The 17394-nt window shown below is 37.8% G+C and carries 14 protein-coding genes; 11 read left to right on the top strand and 3 right to left on the bottom strand.

Translation table 11 applies throughout. The annotated features are described in order from the left end of the window. The first annotated feature begins 150 nt into the window (after positions 1-150). The 5 genes from B5D25_RS07645 (at position 151) to B5D25_RS07625 (ending at position 2920) form a co-directional block, all read left to right on the top strand. Positions 151-468 (top strand): type II toxin-antitoxin system RelB/DinJ family antitoxin, encoded by a 318-nt coding sequence (locus tag B5D25_RS07645; RefSeq protein WP_078787385.1) that lies wholly within the window; start codon positions 151-153, stop codon positions 466-468. Beyond that, the gene (locus B5D25_RS07640) at positions 461-802 is read left to right on the top strand and encodes a type II toxin-antitoxin system RelE/ParE family toxin (RefSeq protein ID WP_078787384.1); all 342 of its coding nucleotides are present in this window, start codon (positions 461-463) and stop codon (positions 800-802) included. Before B5D25_RS07645 ends, B5D25_RS07640 begins: the two co-directional genes overlap by 8 nt. A gap of 94 nt (positions 803-896) precedes the next feature. After that, a complete protein-coding gene (locus tag B5D25_RS07635; protein WP_078787383.1) occupies positions 897-1220 on the top strand; it encodes a hypothetical protein in 324 nt (107 codons plus the stop codon). 212 nt (positions 1221-1432) lie between these two features. Continuing rightward, a complete protein-coding gene (locus B5D25_RS07630; protein ID WP_078787382.1) occupies positions 1433-1894 on the top strand; it encodes a hypothetical protein in 462 nt (153 codons plus the stop codon). Positions 1895-2029: 135 nt separating this feature from the next. After that, positions 2030-2920 carry a hypothetical protein gene (locus B5D25_RS07625; protein ID WP_078787381.1) on the top strand — a complete coding sequence of 297 codons (891 nt, stop codon included), beginning with the start codon at positions 2030-2032 and terminating at the stop codon, positions 2918-2920. Positions 2921-2957: 37 nt separating this feature from the next. Here B5D25_RS07625 and B5D25_RS07620 read toward each other — a convergent pair whose 3' ends face one another. Continuing rightward, positions 2958-4349, bottom strand: coding sequence for an MATE family efflux transporter (locus tag B5D25_RS07620; RefSeq protein ID WP_078787380.1), 1392 nt, complete (start codon positions 4347-4349; stop codon positions 2958-2960). Positions 4350-4848: 499 nt separating this feature from the next. On the opposite strand from B5D25_RS07620, the gene B5D25_RS07615 reads away from it, so the two are divergent. The 3 genes from B5D25_RS07615 to ftsH all read left to right on the top strand — a co-directional run bounded on the left by B5D25_RS07615 (position 4849) and on the right by ftsH (position 9191). Then, positions 4849-5268, top strand: a complete 420-nt coding sequence (locus B5D25_RS07615) for a rhodanese-like domain-containing protein (RefSeq protein ID WP_078787379.1) — start codon at positions 4849-4851, stop codon at positions 5266-5268. A gap of 225 nt (positions 5269-5493) precedes the next feature. Continuing rightward, the gene (glyA, locus tag B5D25_RS07610; protein ID WP_078787378.1) at positions 5494-6744 is read left to right on the top strand and encodes a serine hydroxymethyltransferase; all 1251 of its coding nucleotides are present in this window, start codon (positions 5494-5496) and stop codon (positions 6742-6744) included. A gap of 8 nt (positions 6745-6752) precedes the next feature. After that, the gene (gene ftsH, locus B5D25_RS07605) at positions 6753-9191 is read left to right on the top strand and encodes an ATP-dependent zinc metalloprotease FtsH (protein WP_078787377.1); all 2439 of its coding nucleotides are present in this window, start codon (positions 6753-6755) and stop codon (positions 9189-9191) included. Positions 9192-9360: 169 nt separating this feature from the next. Here the strand turns inward: ftsH and B5D25_RS07600 are convergent, their stop codons facing one another. Both B5D25_RS07600 and yfbR read right to left on the bottom strand, forming a co-directional pair. Beyond that, on the bottom strand, positions 9361-11019 hold the full coding sequence (locus B5D25_RS07600; RefSeq protein ID WP_078787376.1) for a glutamate--tRNA ligase: 1659 nt from the start codon (positions 11017-11019) through the stop codon (positions 9361-9363). A 137-nt stretch (positions 11020-11156) separates the two neighbouring features. Further along, on the bottom strand, positions 11157-11756 hold the full coding sequence (gene yfbR / locus B5D25_RS07595; protein WP_078787375.1) for a 5'-deoxynucleotidase: 600 nt from the start codon (positions 11754-11756) through the stop codon (positions 11157-11159). Between the two features lie 588 nt (positions 11757-12344). Here yfbR and ectB point away from each other — a divergent pair. From ectB to B5D25_RS07580, 3 genes are all read left to right on the top strand, one after another. After that, complete coding sequence (gene ectB / locus B5D25_RS07590) at positions 12345-13640, top strand: diaminobutyrate--2-oxoglutarate transaminase (protein ID WP_078787374.1); 1296 nt, start codon at positions 12345-12347, stop codon at positions 13638-13640. Continuing rightward, positions 13615-15312 carry an ABC transporter ATP-binding protein gene (locus B5D25_RS07585; RefSeq protein ID WP_078787373.1) on the top strand — a complete coding sequence of 566 codons (1698 nt, stop codon included), beginning with the start codon at positions 13615-13617 and terminating at the stop codon, positions 15310-15312. The genes ectB and B5D25_RS07585 overlap by 26 nt, the downstream gene beginning before the upstream one ends. A gap of 31 nt (positions 15313-15343) precedes the next feature. Then, positions 15344-17394: non-ribosomal peptide synthetase (locus B5D25_RS07580; RefSeq protein ID WP_143000654.1), on the top strand; the 2051-nt coding region annotated here is incomplete at its 3' end.

Genomic DNA, 17394 nt, shown 5'->3' with positions numbered 1-17394 from the left:
CATAAATATCTTTGTGAATTACGTCAAAGCTTCCAAAGAGACAACCTCTCGTGTTCAATCTGTATGGGAATTTTTGTAAATTGCCATTAAATGTATTGCACGCTGATATACAAAGAGGTATAATAAGACCAAAGAAAGGTGGTGTCGATTATGGCAGTTAAAAGTTCAAATGTAATGGCAAGAGTAGAGCCGGAAATCAAGGAAGAGGCTGAGGCTATCCTTTCACAGCTTGGTATTTCGGCATCTAACGGAATTAATATGTTCTACAGACAGATTATTCTCTGGAAAGGACTTCCTTTCCGACCGTCTGTTCCCGCAAGCAGACCCGCATCTCTTGATGAGATGACCAAAGAGGAATTTGATGCCAAAATGGTGCGCGGTCTTGAACAGGCTAAGAACGGTGAAGGAGTTCCTGCGGATGAATTCTTTTCATCTTTAAGGGAGGAAATCTTAAAGTCTTATGTCTGATGAGTACAAACTGATAATTCTTCCCGAAGCACAGAAGGATATACGTGATATCATTATCTATATTGCGAAGGAACTTGCGGCTCCGCAGGCTGCACTTAATCTTCAGGATGCTTTTGAGAAAGAGATCAATTCTCTGAAATTCAAACCGAAGCGGATCAAGACCGTTGACGAACAGCCATGGAAAGATGCGGGCATTCGCAAGACAAGAGTAAAGAAATATTATATATATTTCCTTGTCGATGATGATGAAATGTCTGTAAAAGTCAATGCTGTGATCTATGTAGGCAGAGACCAGACTAAACAAATGACAGAACGGAAAATGGATGAGTTATAAAGTTATAGCATTGTGATGCACAAAGCATCCCGGTTAATTCCGGGGTGCTTTTTTCGATCTCAAAATATTAACCGCAGAAGAAAGGAGGCAGCCAATGGCAGATAATTTCGGGCTTAAGATCGGTGTCGAGGGCGAAAAGGAATTCAAGAAGGCACTGTCGGAAATCAACAGCACAATGAAGGTGCTTGGATTGGAAATGTTGATGAGGGTGTATTATAAGATATCAATTACATTCTATCCGGTAACAGGTGATGGATTTACGGATTATGCAAATTATAAGATAAATCTTTTTGCTGAACTTTATGATGACGCATCAAATGTAGATCAGCACAGATATCCAAACAGTGGTATCGGAGATTATGTCGTATATACAAATGCTAAGATAATCACAGAATTCATCAAAGATCCGGGCGAATAAATAAGTGCCAGAATAAATAAGTGCCAAGATTCTTTTATGGTTATTAAACAGCAATAATCCCGTTCTATGGATATGTAGAACGGGATTTTGTATAAGTTTCTACCACTTACAGACAAAGTGAGAAATGATTGTAAAATGATATTGACAATAGAATCTTTAAGGGGCAAAATAACAGAAAAATACATGAATCACAAGTGCCGGAGGAAATATAAATGGAAGTAAAAGATTCAGTAAATAGAGCGGTTAATAATCAAAGTCTGTTTCCGATTACAGTAGACAAGAATTTAGAAGATAAATTTATAAAGAAAACAAAGAGCAGTGCGTTGGTGCTTATACCTGTGTCGATAATAGCTGTAATTGTGATGGCTGCGATTATATATGTGCTCTATAATTATGTTGGATTTGTTAGAATAAGATTTTTCGTAATCGTGGTTTTCCTTTTTCCAATCTATGCTGTTTATAATTTGTTTTCTACATTTGGTGCAATAAAAAAGCGTGACTATCAGTTCTTCGTTGGTGATGTACTTGGTAAAACAGAGAATGATAACTATGTGATCAGAGGTCTTGAAGATCAGAAGATTTCTGTATTATTTGGAAGAAAAGAATATGGACCGGGAGAGAGAGTGATTGTTGCGAGAGTAAAGGATGAGTTGAATTTAATCTCAGCAGATTAAGATAATGCCGTAGATTCTCAGGATGGCGACAAAGATAATGCTGTAGATGAAAATGAAGGTAACGTTAATAAGAATAATACCAGCGAAGAGTAGAAAAAAACTTATTTGTTTTGCTGGCAAAGGTCTTAGGAAACTATGAAAAGAATTGGAATATTTGGTAGTGCAATCTATTATGATGATGACTGGAAAATTAAAATTTTTGCTCTCGTTTTGTTTTTTATTTTATGTTTTATATTTTTTATAATATTATTAAATCATATTAGTGTTAAAATTGATTCCGAAAAATTTATGTTGTATAAACCATATGATAGTATCGTAGAAGATGATTTGGTCTATAAGTATCATGAGAAATTCGTGCATCAAATAGAATGGGAAGGTTACACGTATAGAACTCTTGAGATTGCTGATGAAGTTATAGAATATTATAAAACGCATGAGATAGATGATATTTTTATATATGTGGATTATATTATATATCCTGCTGAGTTTTGTATTCTTCAAGAAAATTATAAAAAGGCTGATGAATATCTGGAGCATATTTCAGCTCAAACTTTTATTGATAATTATGCTGATGACCAAAATACAGAGTTTACACCATATAAATACTGGGCTCTGAAGATGGAAGTTTTAAGAGGCTTGGACGATGAGTTAGATACTGCAAAAGGTGTTATGGATGAATCGGAAGCTGAAAAGCTGATTGGAACAGTTGAAAAGTACTGGGATGAAGATCTCCATAAAGATGATAATAATCATTTTTGGAAAGATGTATGTCATTATCATTATCATATGCTTCGAAATGAATATTCAAAGGCGGCAGAATATGCTGACAACCTGACCACGTATAGTTCAAATAATAAAACCGGTTTTATTGCTTGTATATTAAATGCTGAAGTAATGTTTCATATGAAGAAAAAGGAAAATTCTAGGATTATGATGCAGCTTGCAAAAGAGATGGCTCAGAAAAATAAGGCCCATGTTAGACAGCAGTATAGAAAATGTATGAGAAAGTATGTGTTTACCAGATGATTCTGTAGATAAAAATCAAAAATCGACCGAAGCAAGGTTATTTAGCTCCGGTCGATATTTTTTTGATCCATTTTCCACTTTTAAGTCGGCTGAATGCCCAGAAGGTTTTTACGATCTGGTCTGATTTAAGACAAATATATATCCAGAATGGAGAAAGTTTTAAAGCAAATCCCGCTAAAAGACCAAGTGGGATAGCAAGTATCCATAGGAATATATTGTCGGTTAACATCAGGATTTTAGTATCACCGCCGCCTCGAAGGACGCCCTTTGTCATGATACTGTTGGTACCCTGGAATATAACTATAATGCATATAGCATTCATAAGCTGGTGGGCTTTGTTTACTGTTGCAGGACTGACATTTTTATAGAAACCGATAATGGCGCCACTGAAAATAAAAATGAAGGTTGCTGAAATAACACCAAGGATCAATCCGAGTCTAAAGAATTTATATCCCTGTTTCTGGGTTTTCTTTACATCTCCTTCGCCAAGGGTTATACCGGTTACGATTGCACCTGCCTGGCTGACGCCGGTTATAACAACGGAACTGAGCTGCTGTGTAACACTTGTTATGGCATTAGCGGACGTGAAGGATTTTCCTAAATGTCCGATTACCTGGGCTACGGAATTGTTGCCGAGTGCCAGTATTCCGTCACTTATCAGAACCGGGATACATATACGGATATATTCTTTGATAAGTGATTTTGTATTCATGAACAGGTGGCGTAATCTATATCCGATCTTCTTGTCATAAAAAAGAAGATAACCGCCAATTATTATTACTTCAAATATTCTCGCAATGAGTGTTCCGAGTGCTGCTCCGGCAACGCCCATTTTTGGAGCACCGAATTTACCGAAGATAAGAATGTAATTCATACCAAAGTTTACAAAGAAGGCTCCGATGGATACGATCAGCGGATACATAACCTGACCGACACTTCGCAGAACTATGGTTATTACGAGTGAAAGTCCGACAAAATAATATGTAGGAATTGAGTAATTGAAGTATTTCACACCGAGTTTTACAACATTCATATCCTTTGTATATGACTTCATTATAATCTCGGGTATGAGATAGGTTGCTATGGCAAATAACGTAGCAAGAATAATTGTAAGTCTCAGCATTAATGTGACTGTCTGCTTCAAAGCGGTTGATGCCTCGGAGGAAGTTTTCTCGTCAGATGCGCTAAGCTTTATTCCCCAGTATCTGGATACCAGAACTGACGCACCCATTCCCAGGCCCATACAGAATATCTGAAATACACTGATAAATGAATTGGCCAGAGAGGTAGCATTCAAAGGATTGTCTCCGAGATTTCCGACCATCATGGTATCGAGCATGTTTACGCCTATTACGATCATGCTTTGTAAAGCAATCGGTAAAGCCAGTTTAAAAACCTTTTTATAAAATGAAGATGATTCGTTAGACATGATTTTTCTTCTTTCTATTATAACTGATTGTCCATATGTGAATGGTTAGTATATGTGTCCATACATAAATGATTAGTTTAATATCCACATGTGAATGATTAGTCTAGTGTCCACACATAAATGATATTAGTCCGAGTGTTCATATATATGGCTCATGATTTAGTGCTTCTATACATAAATGAAACATGATTTCAAATGTATGTACAGTAAACATTTTCAAGTATACTGATACAATATAATTTGAAAAAATGATTATGTCAAAGGGTGGATTTTTTATAAAGGACATTAAAACATCATTTATGCATTTTGTCATGATTTTATCTAGATTTTGCCCTGCTATTAGCGACTTAAAAAGTTGAAATTTAGTAAAAATTATGCTATGCTAGTTATCAGTTTTGTTTCGGCCTTTTTGTTCGGAGAAAGAGTATTTTGCTCTAAAATCCATTGCCGTAATGGGACAAATTTTTAAGTAATATATTTTAAATTTATGGGGAAAGTCATGGTTACACGGAATAATCGATGGCTTGTTGTAAGTGTACTTGTTTTGACTTTACTTGTATTGGGAGCTTGTGGCAAGAATAAGGATAAAAAAGAAAAAGTTTTATACAATCAGATAACTATGGATCAGGCGAAGAAGATGATGAAGGTTGATGATGGTCATGTCATTGTTGATGTTCGTGAACAGAAGGAATATGACGAAGGACATATACCGAAGGCTATCAACATTCCATCCGATTCTATAGGAACGGAGAAGCCGAGCCAGCTTCCTGACACAGATCAGGTGATACTCATTTACTGTCGAAGTGGTAAGAAGAGTAAGGAAGTAGCGATGAAACTTTACAAGATGGGATATACTAATATTTATGAATTTGAAGCGTTCATCGACTGGGACGGAGAGATAGAGAAGACTGTGAAATAGTTAATTAGCGTGCGTATTAATATAGAAGAAATTTTCTTGATAAAGAATTCTTTTTGATAGTTTAAGAGCATGCGAATATTGATTTTTCCGGCGGATTGTTTCGGGAAAAATACACAGAATTTTTATAGATATATAAATTATATTATGTTATACTGTAGGGCAGAGTGTACTCTGCCCTATTTATATTGAACAGCGGAGTTTAAAAGAAAAATGGAGGACGTATAAATGTATAGTTTTGACGAAATTACTAAAGTTGATCCTGAAATCGCTGCAGCGATGACAGACGAGATCACAAGACAGAATGTTAACTTAGAGCTTATTGCTTCTGAGAATATTGCATCTAAAGCAGTTATGGCTGCTATGGGAAGCCCTCTTACTAATAAGTATGCTGAAGGTTATCCGGGAAAGAGATATTATGGCGGATGCCAGTATGTAGACGTTGTAGAAGAACTTGCAAGAGAAAGAGCTAAGAAACTTTTCGGTGCAGAATATGCAAATGTACAGCCTCATTCAGGTGCTCAGGCTAACATGGCTGTTTTCTTCGCAATCATGGAGCCGGGTGATACATATATGGGTATGTCACTTGATCACGGCGGACATCTTACGCATGGTTCACCTGTAAATATGTCAGGTAAATATTTCAACTGCGTTCCTTACGGGGTTAACTCAGACGGACGTATCGATTATGATGAAGTTCTTGCAAAGGCTAAAGAGTGTAAGCCAAAGCTTATCATTGCCGGTGCATCTGCATATGCAAGAGCAATCGATTTCAAGAGATTCCGTGAGATCGCTGATGAAGTTGGAGCAATCCTTATGGTAGATATGGCTCATATCGCAGGTCTTGTTGCTGCAGGTAAACACATGAGTCCTGTACCATATGCTCATGTTACAACAACTACAACACATAAGACACTTCGTGGACCAAGAGGAGGACTTATCCTTTGTAGCGAAGAGTTCAATGCAAAATACAATTTCAACAAGGCTATTTTCCCTGGAATCCAGGGTGGTCCTCTTATGCATGTTATTGCAGGTAAGGCTGTATGTTTCAAGGAAGCTCTTTCACAGGAATACAAAGATTACATGGGAAGAGTAGTTGAAAATGCATCAACACTTGCAGGTGCACTTATCGACAGAGGATTTGATATCGTTTCAGGCGGAACAGATAATCACCTTATGCTTGTTGACCTTAGACGTCTTGATATATCAGGTAAGGAAGTTGAGAAGCTTCTTGATGAGGTTCATATCACAGTTAACAAGAATACAGTTCCTGACGATCCTCGTTCACCATTCGTAACAAGTGGTATCAGAGTTGGTACTCCTGCAGTTACAACAAGAGGTGCTGTTAAGGAAGATATGTTTACAATAGCAGATGCTTTCAAGGCTGCTATCATTGATAAAGATAATGCTGCTGCAGAGGCTTATGTAAAGAGCATCACAGATAAGTATCCTCTTTACGGCGGAACAGCAATGGCTTAGGAGTAAATATGGATAATAACCAGAATAATAGAGATAATGGGGACGGAAAGAAAAGCGGGCCTTCAGCCACACTCATCCTACTCATTATTTCAATAGTTCTGACTCTGGTATTCTGGCAGCAGTACAATGCTTACAAAACATCAGGGGAAGAAGAAGTATCATATGATGAATTCATCAACATGATCGAAAAGAAAGAGGTTGAGAAGGTTGAGATATATAATGATAAGATATATTTCACACCTAAGGAACAAAGCGACATAACGAAGGATGTTACGTATTATGTTGTAAGAACCGATGACTATGGTCTTGTCGATCGTCTTGCAGAAGCCGACGTTAAATTCTCAGAAATTGATGAAGGCGGAAATGCATTGATACGTACAATTCTGTCATATGTTATCATGATCGCTATTTTCTATATCTTTATGATGCTTATCATGAAGAGTGCTACAAAGAGCGGCGGTATCATGGGCGGTGTTGGAAAGTCCAATGCCAAGATGTATGTACAGAAGAAGACAGGTATAACATTCAAGGATGTTGCGGGCGAGGAAGAAGCTAAGGAGTCTCTTGTAGAACTCGTTGATTTCCTTCACCAGCCTGAAAAATATACTTCAATCGGTGCGAAGCTTCCAAGAGGTGCCCTTCTTGTTGGACCTCCGGGAACAGGTAAGACACTTCTTGCCAAAGCCGTTGCCGGTGAAGCAGATGTTCCTTTCTTCTCGATATCAGGTTCTGAATTCGTAGAAATGTATGTCGGTGTCGGTGCCAGCCGAGTAAGAGACCTCTTTAAGCAGGCTAATCAGATGGCTCCATGTATCATTTTCATCGACGAGATCGATGCTATCGGTCGAAGCCGTGATACAAGACACATGGGTGGAGATACCGAACGTGAACAGACACTTAATCAGCTCCTTTCAGAAATGGATGGTTTTGATACATCAAAGGGTCTTATAGTACTTGCTGCTACAAACAGACCTGAAGTACTTGATAAAGCGCTTCTTAGACCGGGTCGTTTCGACAGAAGAGTAATTGTTGAAAAGCCTGACCTTAAGGGACGTGAAGATATCATCAAGGTTCATACAAAGAATGTTAAGCTTGATGAGACAGTTGATTTCCACGAACTTGCACTTGCAACAAGTGGTTCGGTAGGTGCCGATCTTGCGAATATCGTAAATGAAGCAGCTCTTCGTGCTGTAAGAATGGGACGAAATGCAGTTTCACAGAAAGATCTTATCGAATCTGTTGAAGTTGTATTTGCTGGTAAGGAAAAGAAGGACAGAATACTTAGCCAGGAAGAGAAGAGAATTGTTGCATACCATGAGACAGGTCATGCACTCATTTCAACTCTTCAGAAGCATAAAGTTCCTATTCAGAGAATTACAATCATTCCAAGAACAATGGGAACGCTTGGTTATGTATGGCATGTGCCTGAAGATGAGAAATATCTTGAGTCAAAGGCAGAACTTGAAGCTCAGATAGTTGTATTCATGGCAGGACGTGCAGCTGAGCAGATTAAATTCGATTCAGTAACAAGCGGTGCTGCAAATGATATTGAGCAGGCTACCGGAATTGCCAAAGCTATGGTTACTAAGTTTGGTATGTCAGAAAGACTTGGTATGGTTCAGATGGAAGAGACAACAGGACAGTATCTGGACAATAAATCATACTATAACTGTTCTGACCAGACAGCAGCCATGGTTGATGAAGAGGTAAGAAGAATTATCGGTGCCGCTTACCAGAAGGCAGTTGATCTTCTTAAGAAGAATGAAAAGATTCTTGATGCTATAGCAGAGTTCCTTGTTGAACATGAGACTATAACAGGCCAGGAATTCATGGAAATCTTTGAGAGAGTAACTAAGGATCAGAAGGTTGTTTACGATCAGGAACCTAAGAAACTTATCGGAAAAATCTTCTCTTCTGATATAAAAGAAAAGATTACACGTTCTTCAAAGGTTGTTGAGGAAGATACATCTAAGACTGATAAAAAATCTGAAAAGAAAGCCGAAAAGAAGGCTGAGAAAAAGCTTAAAAAAGAAGCTAAGAAGGAAGCCAAACTTAAAGCTCTTCTTAAAAGTATGAAGAAGAAGGAAAAGTATAAGGCTTATAAGGATTTTGAATCAAGTCCTGAATATTATAAGGATTTTTCACTCGGTGATGACGAGGATGATGGTGATGATGAGATCGATGCAAAGATAGATGAAACTATCAATGAGAATGTCGAAGAAAAAATCAAAGAAGACATCGCTGAAGTAAAGAAAAATGCTGAAGAAAAGATAAAGATGCCTTGGGATGATTACAAAAAAGCTGAGGATCATCTTGCTGAAAATAATTCGGAAGATTCAGAAGAAGAATCTGGTTCGGAAGATGCAGATGAAGACACTGCAGATGATGACATCAGAGAAGAGAATACAGAAAGTACTGTAGAAGCTGAATCTGATGATGAAGAGTAAAATCTGATCTTAAAATAATAAAAAGCAGTTTTGATATATGCTATCAAAACTGCTTTTTTATGTCATTAACATCACTAACATTATCTATATTGTTAACATCATTAAAAATATCTGACGTCTTAAGCCCGATAGATATCCATAGATGATAATGTGATATTGATTAGTCTGCTTATTTAGCCCACTTAGCGAGACGAGCTCTTACGATGTCCTCTCCGAGTACATGACTTACTTCATGGATATCAGGAGCGTTTGCTCTACCTGTAAGGGCGATACGAAGCATATTTGTTATATGAACGATGCTTCCCTTATAATCATCAGGATTCTTCTTATAATCCTTTGGCTTAGCTGCGAAACCAAGTTCTGTTGTGATATTCTTAACCTTTTCAAACCAAGCTGATGAATCATCATTATGATCATAGCTTTCAAGATATTTAGCGAAGAATTCTTTCTGTACATCAGGAGCTGCCTGCTCATCCATGTTATCTTCAAGCTTGAATGTTTCTTCATAGTAGAAGCTCATGAAGTCGCATGCCTGCTTCCAGTTCTCAATATCTTTACGAGGATTTTTACCGCTCTTACCTACAGCGAGAGCAGCGAGTGTTCTGTCTTTGTACTGTTTAAGAAGAGAAGCAAATTCTTCATTATATTCTTCACACCAAGAGAGCCAGTTCTCATAAACTTTCTCAGGTGCCATTCTTCCGATAGTATCTTTGGCGATGTCACGGAGCTTATCCATATCAACAAGAGCGCCTGAAATTGACATCTTATTGATCGTATATGGAAATTCTGTATAAGGTGTATCAGGATTAGCGAGTCTCCACTCTTCATAATTAGAATTAAGAACAGTTAAGAGGAACTCCCATACAACATCTCTGCTGATACCTTCCTGCTGATAATAAGCGAGTGCAAGTTCAGGATCCTTTCTCTTAGAAAGCTTACGTTTCTTGAGCTTAGAAGGATCTTCCTCGTCAGGTTCAATTTTCATCAATGTAGCAGTGTGGCAGTAGATTGGCTGCTTCCAACCGAGTTTTGAGAAGAGTTCAACATGCATTGGAAGAGAACTGATCCATTCTTCACCTCTGATTACATGAGTTGAACGCATAAGATGATCATCAACTACATGTGCGAAATGATATGTTGGGATTCCGTCGCTCTTTAAAAGAACGAAGTCCATGAAGTTACGCGGCATTTCAATCTTGCCGCGGATAGCATCCTCAACTGTGATCTTCTCATCATTCATTTCACCTTTATATCTGAGAACCCAAGGCTTTCCTGCGTCGATAGCAGCCTTAATCTCATCAAGACTTAAATCTCTGCACTTGGCATATTTGCCGTAAATACCGGGATCTTCTTTGTTGGCTGTCTGCTCCTCACGGATTGCATCGATTTCCTCAGCTGTCATAAAGCAAGGATATGCAAGACCATTTTCAACAAGCCACTTAGCGAATACATGATATATATCTTTACGCTGACGCTGTCTGTATGGTCCGTATGAACCGTTGTCTCCGTCAGCTGTAGCACCTTCATCAAACTTTACACCGAAGTATGCCATTGCATTAATGAGAGTATCAACAGCGCCCTCAACTTCACGCTTGTTGTCTGTATCTTCGATTCTGAGATAGAAGACACCATTTGACTGGTGCGCAAGTCTTTCTGCGATGATGGCATTATAAAGATTTCCAAGGTGAACAAATCCTGTAGGGCTTGGACCGATACGTGTAACAGCAGCATTGTCCGGAAGCTGTCTTTCAGGATACTTGTTCTCCATGTCCTGAGGAAGAAGTGTTGTCTCAGGGAAGAGTAAAGTAGCCAATGCTTTATTATCCATTTTATTTACCTCTTTTGTTATATTTTATCGTGATGCAATAATCTGCACAATTATCATAATTACACCATATATTTACATTTATTGCAAGTTATCTTATGCGCTGGTTCTATATGTTATCCCGAAGGGAGTCATGTAAATCATCTGGCGGACAGTTCGTCCAGGGTCTTTCCGTATGGCGGGATAAATTCCTCCATAAAATCTTTAACCTCAGGATATTCCTCCGACATCTCGATAAGCTTCTTCTCTATGCTTTCCTTGGCGCTTCGGAACTCTCTGTTACCGGAGTTTTCTTCTTCGATACATTTTATATATGCGGAAAGTTTGTCGGCAGCCTTAACAAGGTGTCTCATATATTTTTCTTCTTCACTGCGATCACTTTTATAGATCTTCTCAAATTCAGGACGAAGATCGGAAGGGAGCTCATTAAGGAGCTTTTTCTCGGCGATTGACTCAACTTCTTTATAAGCTGCTTTGATGTCTTCGTTATAATACTTAACAGGTGTTGGCATGTCTCCTGTGATGATCTCTGATGAATCGTGATAGAGACCGATGAGAGCAGCCTTTTCTCCGTTGAGGTTTTTATTGTATCTGACATTCCCTATTACACATAATGCGTGTGAGATCATGGCTACATCAAGTGAATGTTCTGAAAGATTTTCTGCTCTGGAATTTCTCATAAGAGCCCAGCGTTCTATATATTTCATTCTGGATATTGTTGCGAAAAAATTATGATTCATGTTTATCCCCTTTTATGTAATGGTCTTTATTTAATTGTGCTCTAATTGTTTTTTGACTGTTTTATGCAATCGTATATTCTAATTAGCTTATGCAATTTCATCTGTTTTTGCTAAATAATTTTGTATTTAAAGTAGTTACTTTACGATTCTAGCAGAGCATTTTTTAAAAAGCAAATAAGGAAAATAATATATGTATAATATTATAAAAAAAGATAGAAAAATTATAAAATATGAACATGATGTGACAAAATTTCATGCCGATGCTCAATGTGTAGGCTACTTTATAATAATAAATTAATAAAGTCATAATATGATATTAAGGCGTTTCCTTGATAAAAATAACAAAAGTATTGATAAAGTACGAAATATGGCGAAATAACGATGGTTATATTTTTTTGAAAATAATTAATAAACCTTAAGAAGATTCAAAAGATTATTAAGGATATATTTATTTGATAATAATAATTTACTATTATATAATGATTTCATTGTGCAAAATGTCAAAAATAATGTTAAAAGGGCGACATATATTGACTAAAATGCACAATTTCAGCCAGGACACGCATAAAAAGAGGAGGATTTAACTGAATGAATGTATTTGTGAAGATGGAGTCGAATGTAAGATCATATTGTCGTTCATTCCCGAAAGTATTTAACAGGGCAAAGGGTTCAAAACTTTTTGATGAAGACGGCAATGCGTATATTGATTTTTTTGCCGGTGCAGGGGCATTAAATTACGGGCATAATAATGAATATATAAAAAAGGCATTGCTTAGCTATATCGAGTCGGATGGAATTAGTCATGGACTTGACATGTACACAGTTGCCAAGAAAGAGTTTATGACTACTTTTAATAAGTTAATTCTTGAACCAAGGAATCTTGATTATAAGTTACAGTTCTGTGGACCTACAGGAACTAATGCTGTAGAGGCTGCACTGAAGCTCGCTAGAAAAGTAAAGAAAAGAACCAACGTGCTTGCTTTTATGGGGGCATTTCATGGTATGACACTTGGAAGCCTTTCGGTTACAAGTGGACTTGATATAAGACGTGGAGCAGGAGTTCCACTTGGAAATGTAAGTTTCCTTCCATATCCTTCGCAGGAGTTTGAAGGTATAGATACACTTGCATTTATGAGACAGGTTCTTACAGATGATCATTCCGGTGTCGATAAGCCGGCTGCTGTGATCCTTGAGACTACTCAGGCGGAGGGCGGTATAAATGTAGCGCCTACAGAGTGGCTTCAGGAAGTAAGTAAAATCTGTAAAGAAAATGATATCTTACTTATAGTTGATGATGTTCAGGTAGGATGCGGAAGAACAGGAGAATTCTTCTCTTTCGAGAGAGCAGGAATCGAACCTGATATGGTTGTATTATCTAAATCAATCAGTGGTTATGGGCTTCCAATGTCACTTCTTCTCTTAAAACCTGAACTTGATATATGGGAGCCGGGTGAACATAACGGAACATTCCGTGGAAACCAGATGGCTTTCGTTGCAGCAAAGGCTGCTCTTATTTACAGAGAAGAATCTAAGCTTGAAGAAAGCGTCAAAGAAAAAGAGAAATTCATTAAAAATTATATTGAACAGAATATACTCCCTCTTGATCCGAACCTTTATGCAAGAGGTATCGGACTTATCTGGGGCATTGATTGCAGCAAACTTGGCGGTGGAGATTTTGCAAAGGAAGTCTGCCAGGAATGTTTCTCAAAAAATATGATCATAGAAAGAGCGGGACGTGGAGACAGTGTTGTCAAACTTATGCCGGCACTTACTATCAAATTTGATGAACTTAAAGAAGGTTGCAAGATAGTTAGAGAATCTATTGAAAAATGCTTGATAAGAAGAAAGAGAGAGGGCGATGAGAAGAGTTCTAACTGCGCATAAGGCGTGGCTGGCACTGACTATCCTTTTTAAACTTCTGATAGGTGGGGCGTTTGTTCTTGTACCCATTTCACTTCAGGTAATAGTAGACAGTGCCAAAGCTGGATCCCGTCATGATTTTAAGATGGGATGCGTCATGGTAGTTGTTTTCTTCCTTGTAGTTTTTCTGTTAGATTACGGAAATAGAGTTGTTCAGGCGAAATATATGGAGAAGACTCTCAGATATCTTAAAGGCCTTGTATTCAGGGGCCTTATGAGAGAAGGCTACAGTGAGTTCTCGAAGGAGAATACTTCAACATATATTTCCAACCTGACAAATGATATTAATCTCATGGACAAGAACTATTTCGGACCGCTTCTTGAGACGGTCGGACATATTGCCATAATGATTGGTAGTATGGTTGCTCTTATCTACTATAATCCCATTATATCTTTATGGATGATAATTACGGCATTTGCTATACTTACACTGCCAAAATGTTTCGGAAAGGTTTTATCCGGAAAGCAGGGAGAGTACAGTAGAAGTCTTGGTTCGTTTACCTCAAAGATCAAGGATATTTTCCTTGGCTATGAGGTTATTGAAACTTACGGCACCAAGAAAAATGCTGTTAGAGAATTCGATGAATATAACAAGAAGGTTGAAAACAGAAAATTTAAGTCTATAGAAGCTATTTCCAGACTGGCTTCATTATCCACATATTTCAGTATTATGACAGAGGCGGTTGCCATAGGTCTCGGTGGTTATTATGTGCTTAAAGGTGTTTTAAAAATCGGAAGCCTTTTTGCAATAGTGGCTCTGGGTGGAAATCTTGTATCGCCTATGGAAGAGATCGCTGCTAAATTTACACTTGTAGCCAGCATGAAGGAAATCAAGAGTAAACTGATCCAAATGATGAATATCAAAGATGAAGAAAAAACTGATATTCATTTTGATGGTTTTAAAAATGAAATTGCATTTAAAGATGCATCATTTGGATATGAAGATGATAACAGAATAGTTATCGACGGGATGAACTTAAGGCTCGAAAAAGGTAAAAAATACGTAATTGTGGGTTCCAGCGGTAGCGGTAAATCAACACTTATAAAGTTGCTTTTACGTTATTATGATTTGAATAAGGGAAGTATAACTCTGGACGGAACGGACGTAAAAAGAGTTAATAAAAATGAATTATATGATCTCATGGCAGTTATACATCAAAATGTATATATGTTTGATGAGACTCTAAGGGAGAATATTACACTTGGAAGAGAGTGTACCGAAGAAGAGCTTGAACGTGCTCTCCGAGACAGTGGTGTTAATGAATTCCTTGATCTTATAGAAGGTGGGCTTGATGGATCTCTCAAAGAAAGTGGAGGAAGGCTTTCGGGCGGACAAAGACAGAGGGTTGCCATCGCAAGAGCGCTTCTTAAACGTAAACCTATCATGCTTTTGGATGAGGCAACATCATCACTCGATGCTAAGAATTCTTATGAGATTGAGAGGACGATTCTTGATCTTAAAGAACTTACGGTTGTTGCAGTATCGCATAGATTGGTTGAAGACATCATGAAAAGATATGATGAGATTATTGTTATGGATCAGGGTAAGGTCATAGAAAAGGGAAGTTTTGACGCATTGATCGAGAAAAAGGATGCATTTTACAGACTGTATACTAATTCGGAAAGTATCATGTAATCCGGGTTACAGCATTTTTTGGGAGAAGTAAATGAATAATTTAATACATGTGATGTTTGAGGATATGGTCAGGAAGAATCCTCAGGCTAAAGCAGTATACTTTGCAGGCAAGGAGTATACATACGATTACATAAATAAAGCATCTAACAGACTTGCCGGATTCCTTAGAAATAAGGGAGTGAATGAAGGAACTCTTGTGGGCGTTTACATGGATCGAAGCCAGGATATGATCATTTCCATGATGGCTATTCTGAAGGCGGGCGGAACTTATGTTCCGCTTGATCCAAAGCAGCCGGTAAAGAGAATCAATCTTATTGCTGAAACGGCAGATCTTAAATTTGCCATTTGTTCTAATGGGTATCAGAATGATCTTGATACTATCGATAATTTCTTTTGTTATCACGATATTGAAGGACAATTAAATAATGAATCACCTGAGGATTTAAATCTTGATATTAATGAAGATACGCTTTCATATGTCATTTTTACTTCCGGTTCCACCGGTGTGCCTAAGGGTGTTCAGATAAGACATCGAAATGTTATTAATTTCGTAGATTCAATTGCAAAGGTGTTGGAATTTAAGAATGAAGACAGATTTCTAGCTACTGCAACAGTAACATTTGATATGTCTGTTCTTGAGATTTTCCTTCCTCTTTGTAAGGGCGCGGAGATAATTCTTTCGGATTACTATACTGCTATAAACGGAAGAGAACTTAAGAAGCTTTGTGAAGAGACAGATCCAACTGTTATGCAGGCTACACCATCTACATGGTATATGCTGATTGAAAGCGGATGGATGGGAAATAACAAACTTCAGGCTCTTTGCGGAGGAGAAAGCTGGAGTACTCAGCTTGGTGATCTTCTTGCAGACAGATGTGGCAAGTTATGGAATGCATATGGACCGACAGAAGCAACAGTTTATGTAACTATGAGTTTATACAAAAAGGGAGACAAAGCTGTTGTTCTGGGTGAAGCGCTTGATAATGTCGATCTTTATATTTGGGATGAAAATATGCAGCCGGTTGAAGATCATAAACCGGGTGAGTTATATATCGGCGGCAAGAATGTCGGATGTGGTTATTTCAATAATGATGAGAAGACAGAAGCTGCATTTAAGACTGTTCCTGGCATCGAAGGACTTGTATATAAAACAGGTGACAGAGTTTTTATAAATGATGACGGAATGCTTGAATATATCGAAAGAGTCGATTTTCAGGTAAAGATAAGAGGATACAGAATAGAGCTTGGCGATATCGAAAACTGTCTTGAAAAGCATGAAAGCATCAAGCAGGCTGTAGCTGTAGTTAAGGGTGAAGGCGAGGATAAGATTCTTGCAGTTTATCTTAGATGTAAGGAGAGTGATATTTCCAGAAAAGAAGTTATGGGTCTTCTTAAAGAAAGTCTGCCTTACTATATGATACCTCAAGCTGTTGAATATGTTGATGAGATGCCGATGACGGACAATCTTAAAGTCAACAGACGAGAGCTTATGGAAAGACCGCTCAGTACAGAACTTTCGGAAAGAGAAGTTGAGGAAGCCGTAACTGATACTGAGAAGAAAGTGGCTGAAATTTGGAAGAAGGTCCTCGGTCTTAAAGTGATAGACAGAAATGATGACTTTTACGAACTCGGCGGTCACAGTTTAAAGGCTATTAAGGCTCTGAATTATATAAATGATGAAATGAATATCAGCCTTGGAATGAAGGACTTTTTAAGTAACAGAACTCTTTCTGAAATGGCTTCTTTGATCGATTCGGGAAGTTCGTCAAATATTCGTATAGAAAAGGCTGAAGTTAGACCGTCATATCCAATGTCAGATCATGAGAAGAGAATGTTCATAGCTCATGAAATGGATGATACAAAGATTGCTTATAACGTTACGGAAGCTATGAAGGTAGAGGGTGAATTAAAGCTTGAAACTCTTCGTGACTGTATGGCATTCCTTGCTGACAGATATGAGATTCTTAGAACAAAATTCTCGGATAAGAATGGAGATTATGTTCAGGAAATAGTTGATAAGGTAACTATTCCTGTTGATGAAGTAACGGTTGATGATACAGATGGAAGTATTGAAAAATATCT

It is taken from the genome of Eubacterium ruminantium (assembly GCF_900167085.1).
GTDB lineage: Bacteria > Bacillota > Clostridia > Lachnospirales > Lachnospiraceae > Eubacterium_Q > Eubacterium_Q ruminantium.
The sequence above is the reverse complement of the archived record's forward strand: the minus strand, read 5'-3'. Positions and strand labels throughout refer to the sequence as shown.

Coding starts and splice junctions, on each gene's coding strand:
- B5D25_RS07615 (WP_078787379.1), top strand. CDS start 4,849: ATGGTTACACGGAATAATCGATGGCTTGTTGTAAGTGTACTTGTTTTG.
- B5D25_RS07645 (WP_078787385.1), top strand. CDS start 151: ATGGCAGTTAAAAGTTCAAATGTAATGGCAAGAGTAGAGCCGGAAATC.
- B5D25_RS07625 (WP_078787381.1), top strand. CDS start 2,030: ATGAAAAGAATTGGAATATTTGGTAGTGCAATCTATTATGATGATGAC.
- B5D25_RS07620 (WP_078787380.1), bottom strand. CDS start 4,349: ATGTCTAACGAATCATCTTCATTTTATAAAAAGGTTTTTAAACTGGCT.
- B5D25_RS07630 (WP_078787382.1), top strand. CDS start 1,433: ATGGAAGTAAAAGATTCAGTAAATAGAGCGGTTAATAATCAAAGTCTG.
- B5D25_RS07585 (WP_078787373.1), top strand. CDS start 13,615: ATGAGAAGAGTTCTAACTGCGCATAAGGCGTGGCTGGCACTGACTATC.
- B5D25_RS07635 (WP_078787383.1), top strand. CDS start 897: ATGGCAGATAATTTCGGGCTTAAGATCGGTGTCGAGGGCGAAAAGGAA.
- B5D25_RS07600 (WP_078787376.1), bottom strand. CDS start 11,019: ATGGATAATAAAGCATTGGCTACTTTACTCTTCCCTGAGACAACACTT.
- yfbR (WP_078787375.1), bottom strand. CDS start 11,756: ATGAATCATAATTTTTTCGCAACAATATCCAGAATGAAATATATAGAA.
- B5D25_RS07640 (WP_078787384.1), top strand. CDS start 461: ATGTCTGATGAGTACAAACTGATAATTCTTCCCGAAGCACAGAAGGAT.
- ectB (WP_078787374.1), top strand. CDS start 12,345: ATGAATGTATTTGTGAAGATGGAGTCGAATGTAAGATCATATTGTCGT.
- ftsH (WP_078787377.1), top strand. CDS start 6,753: ATGGATAATAACCAGAATAATAGAGATAATGGGGACGGAAAGAAAAGC.
- glyA (WP_078787378.1), top strand. CDS start 5,494: ATGTATAGTTTTGACGAAATTACTAAAGTTGATCCTGAAATCGCTGCA.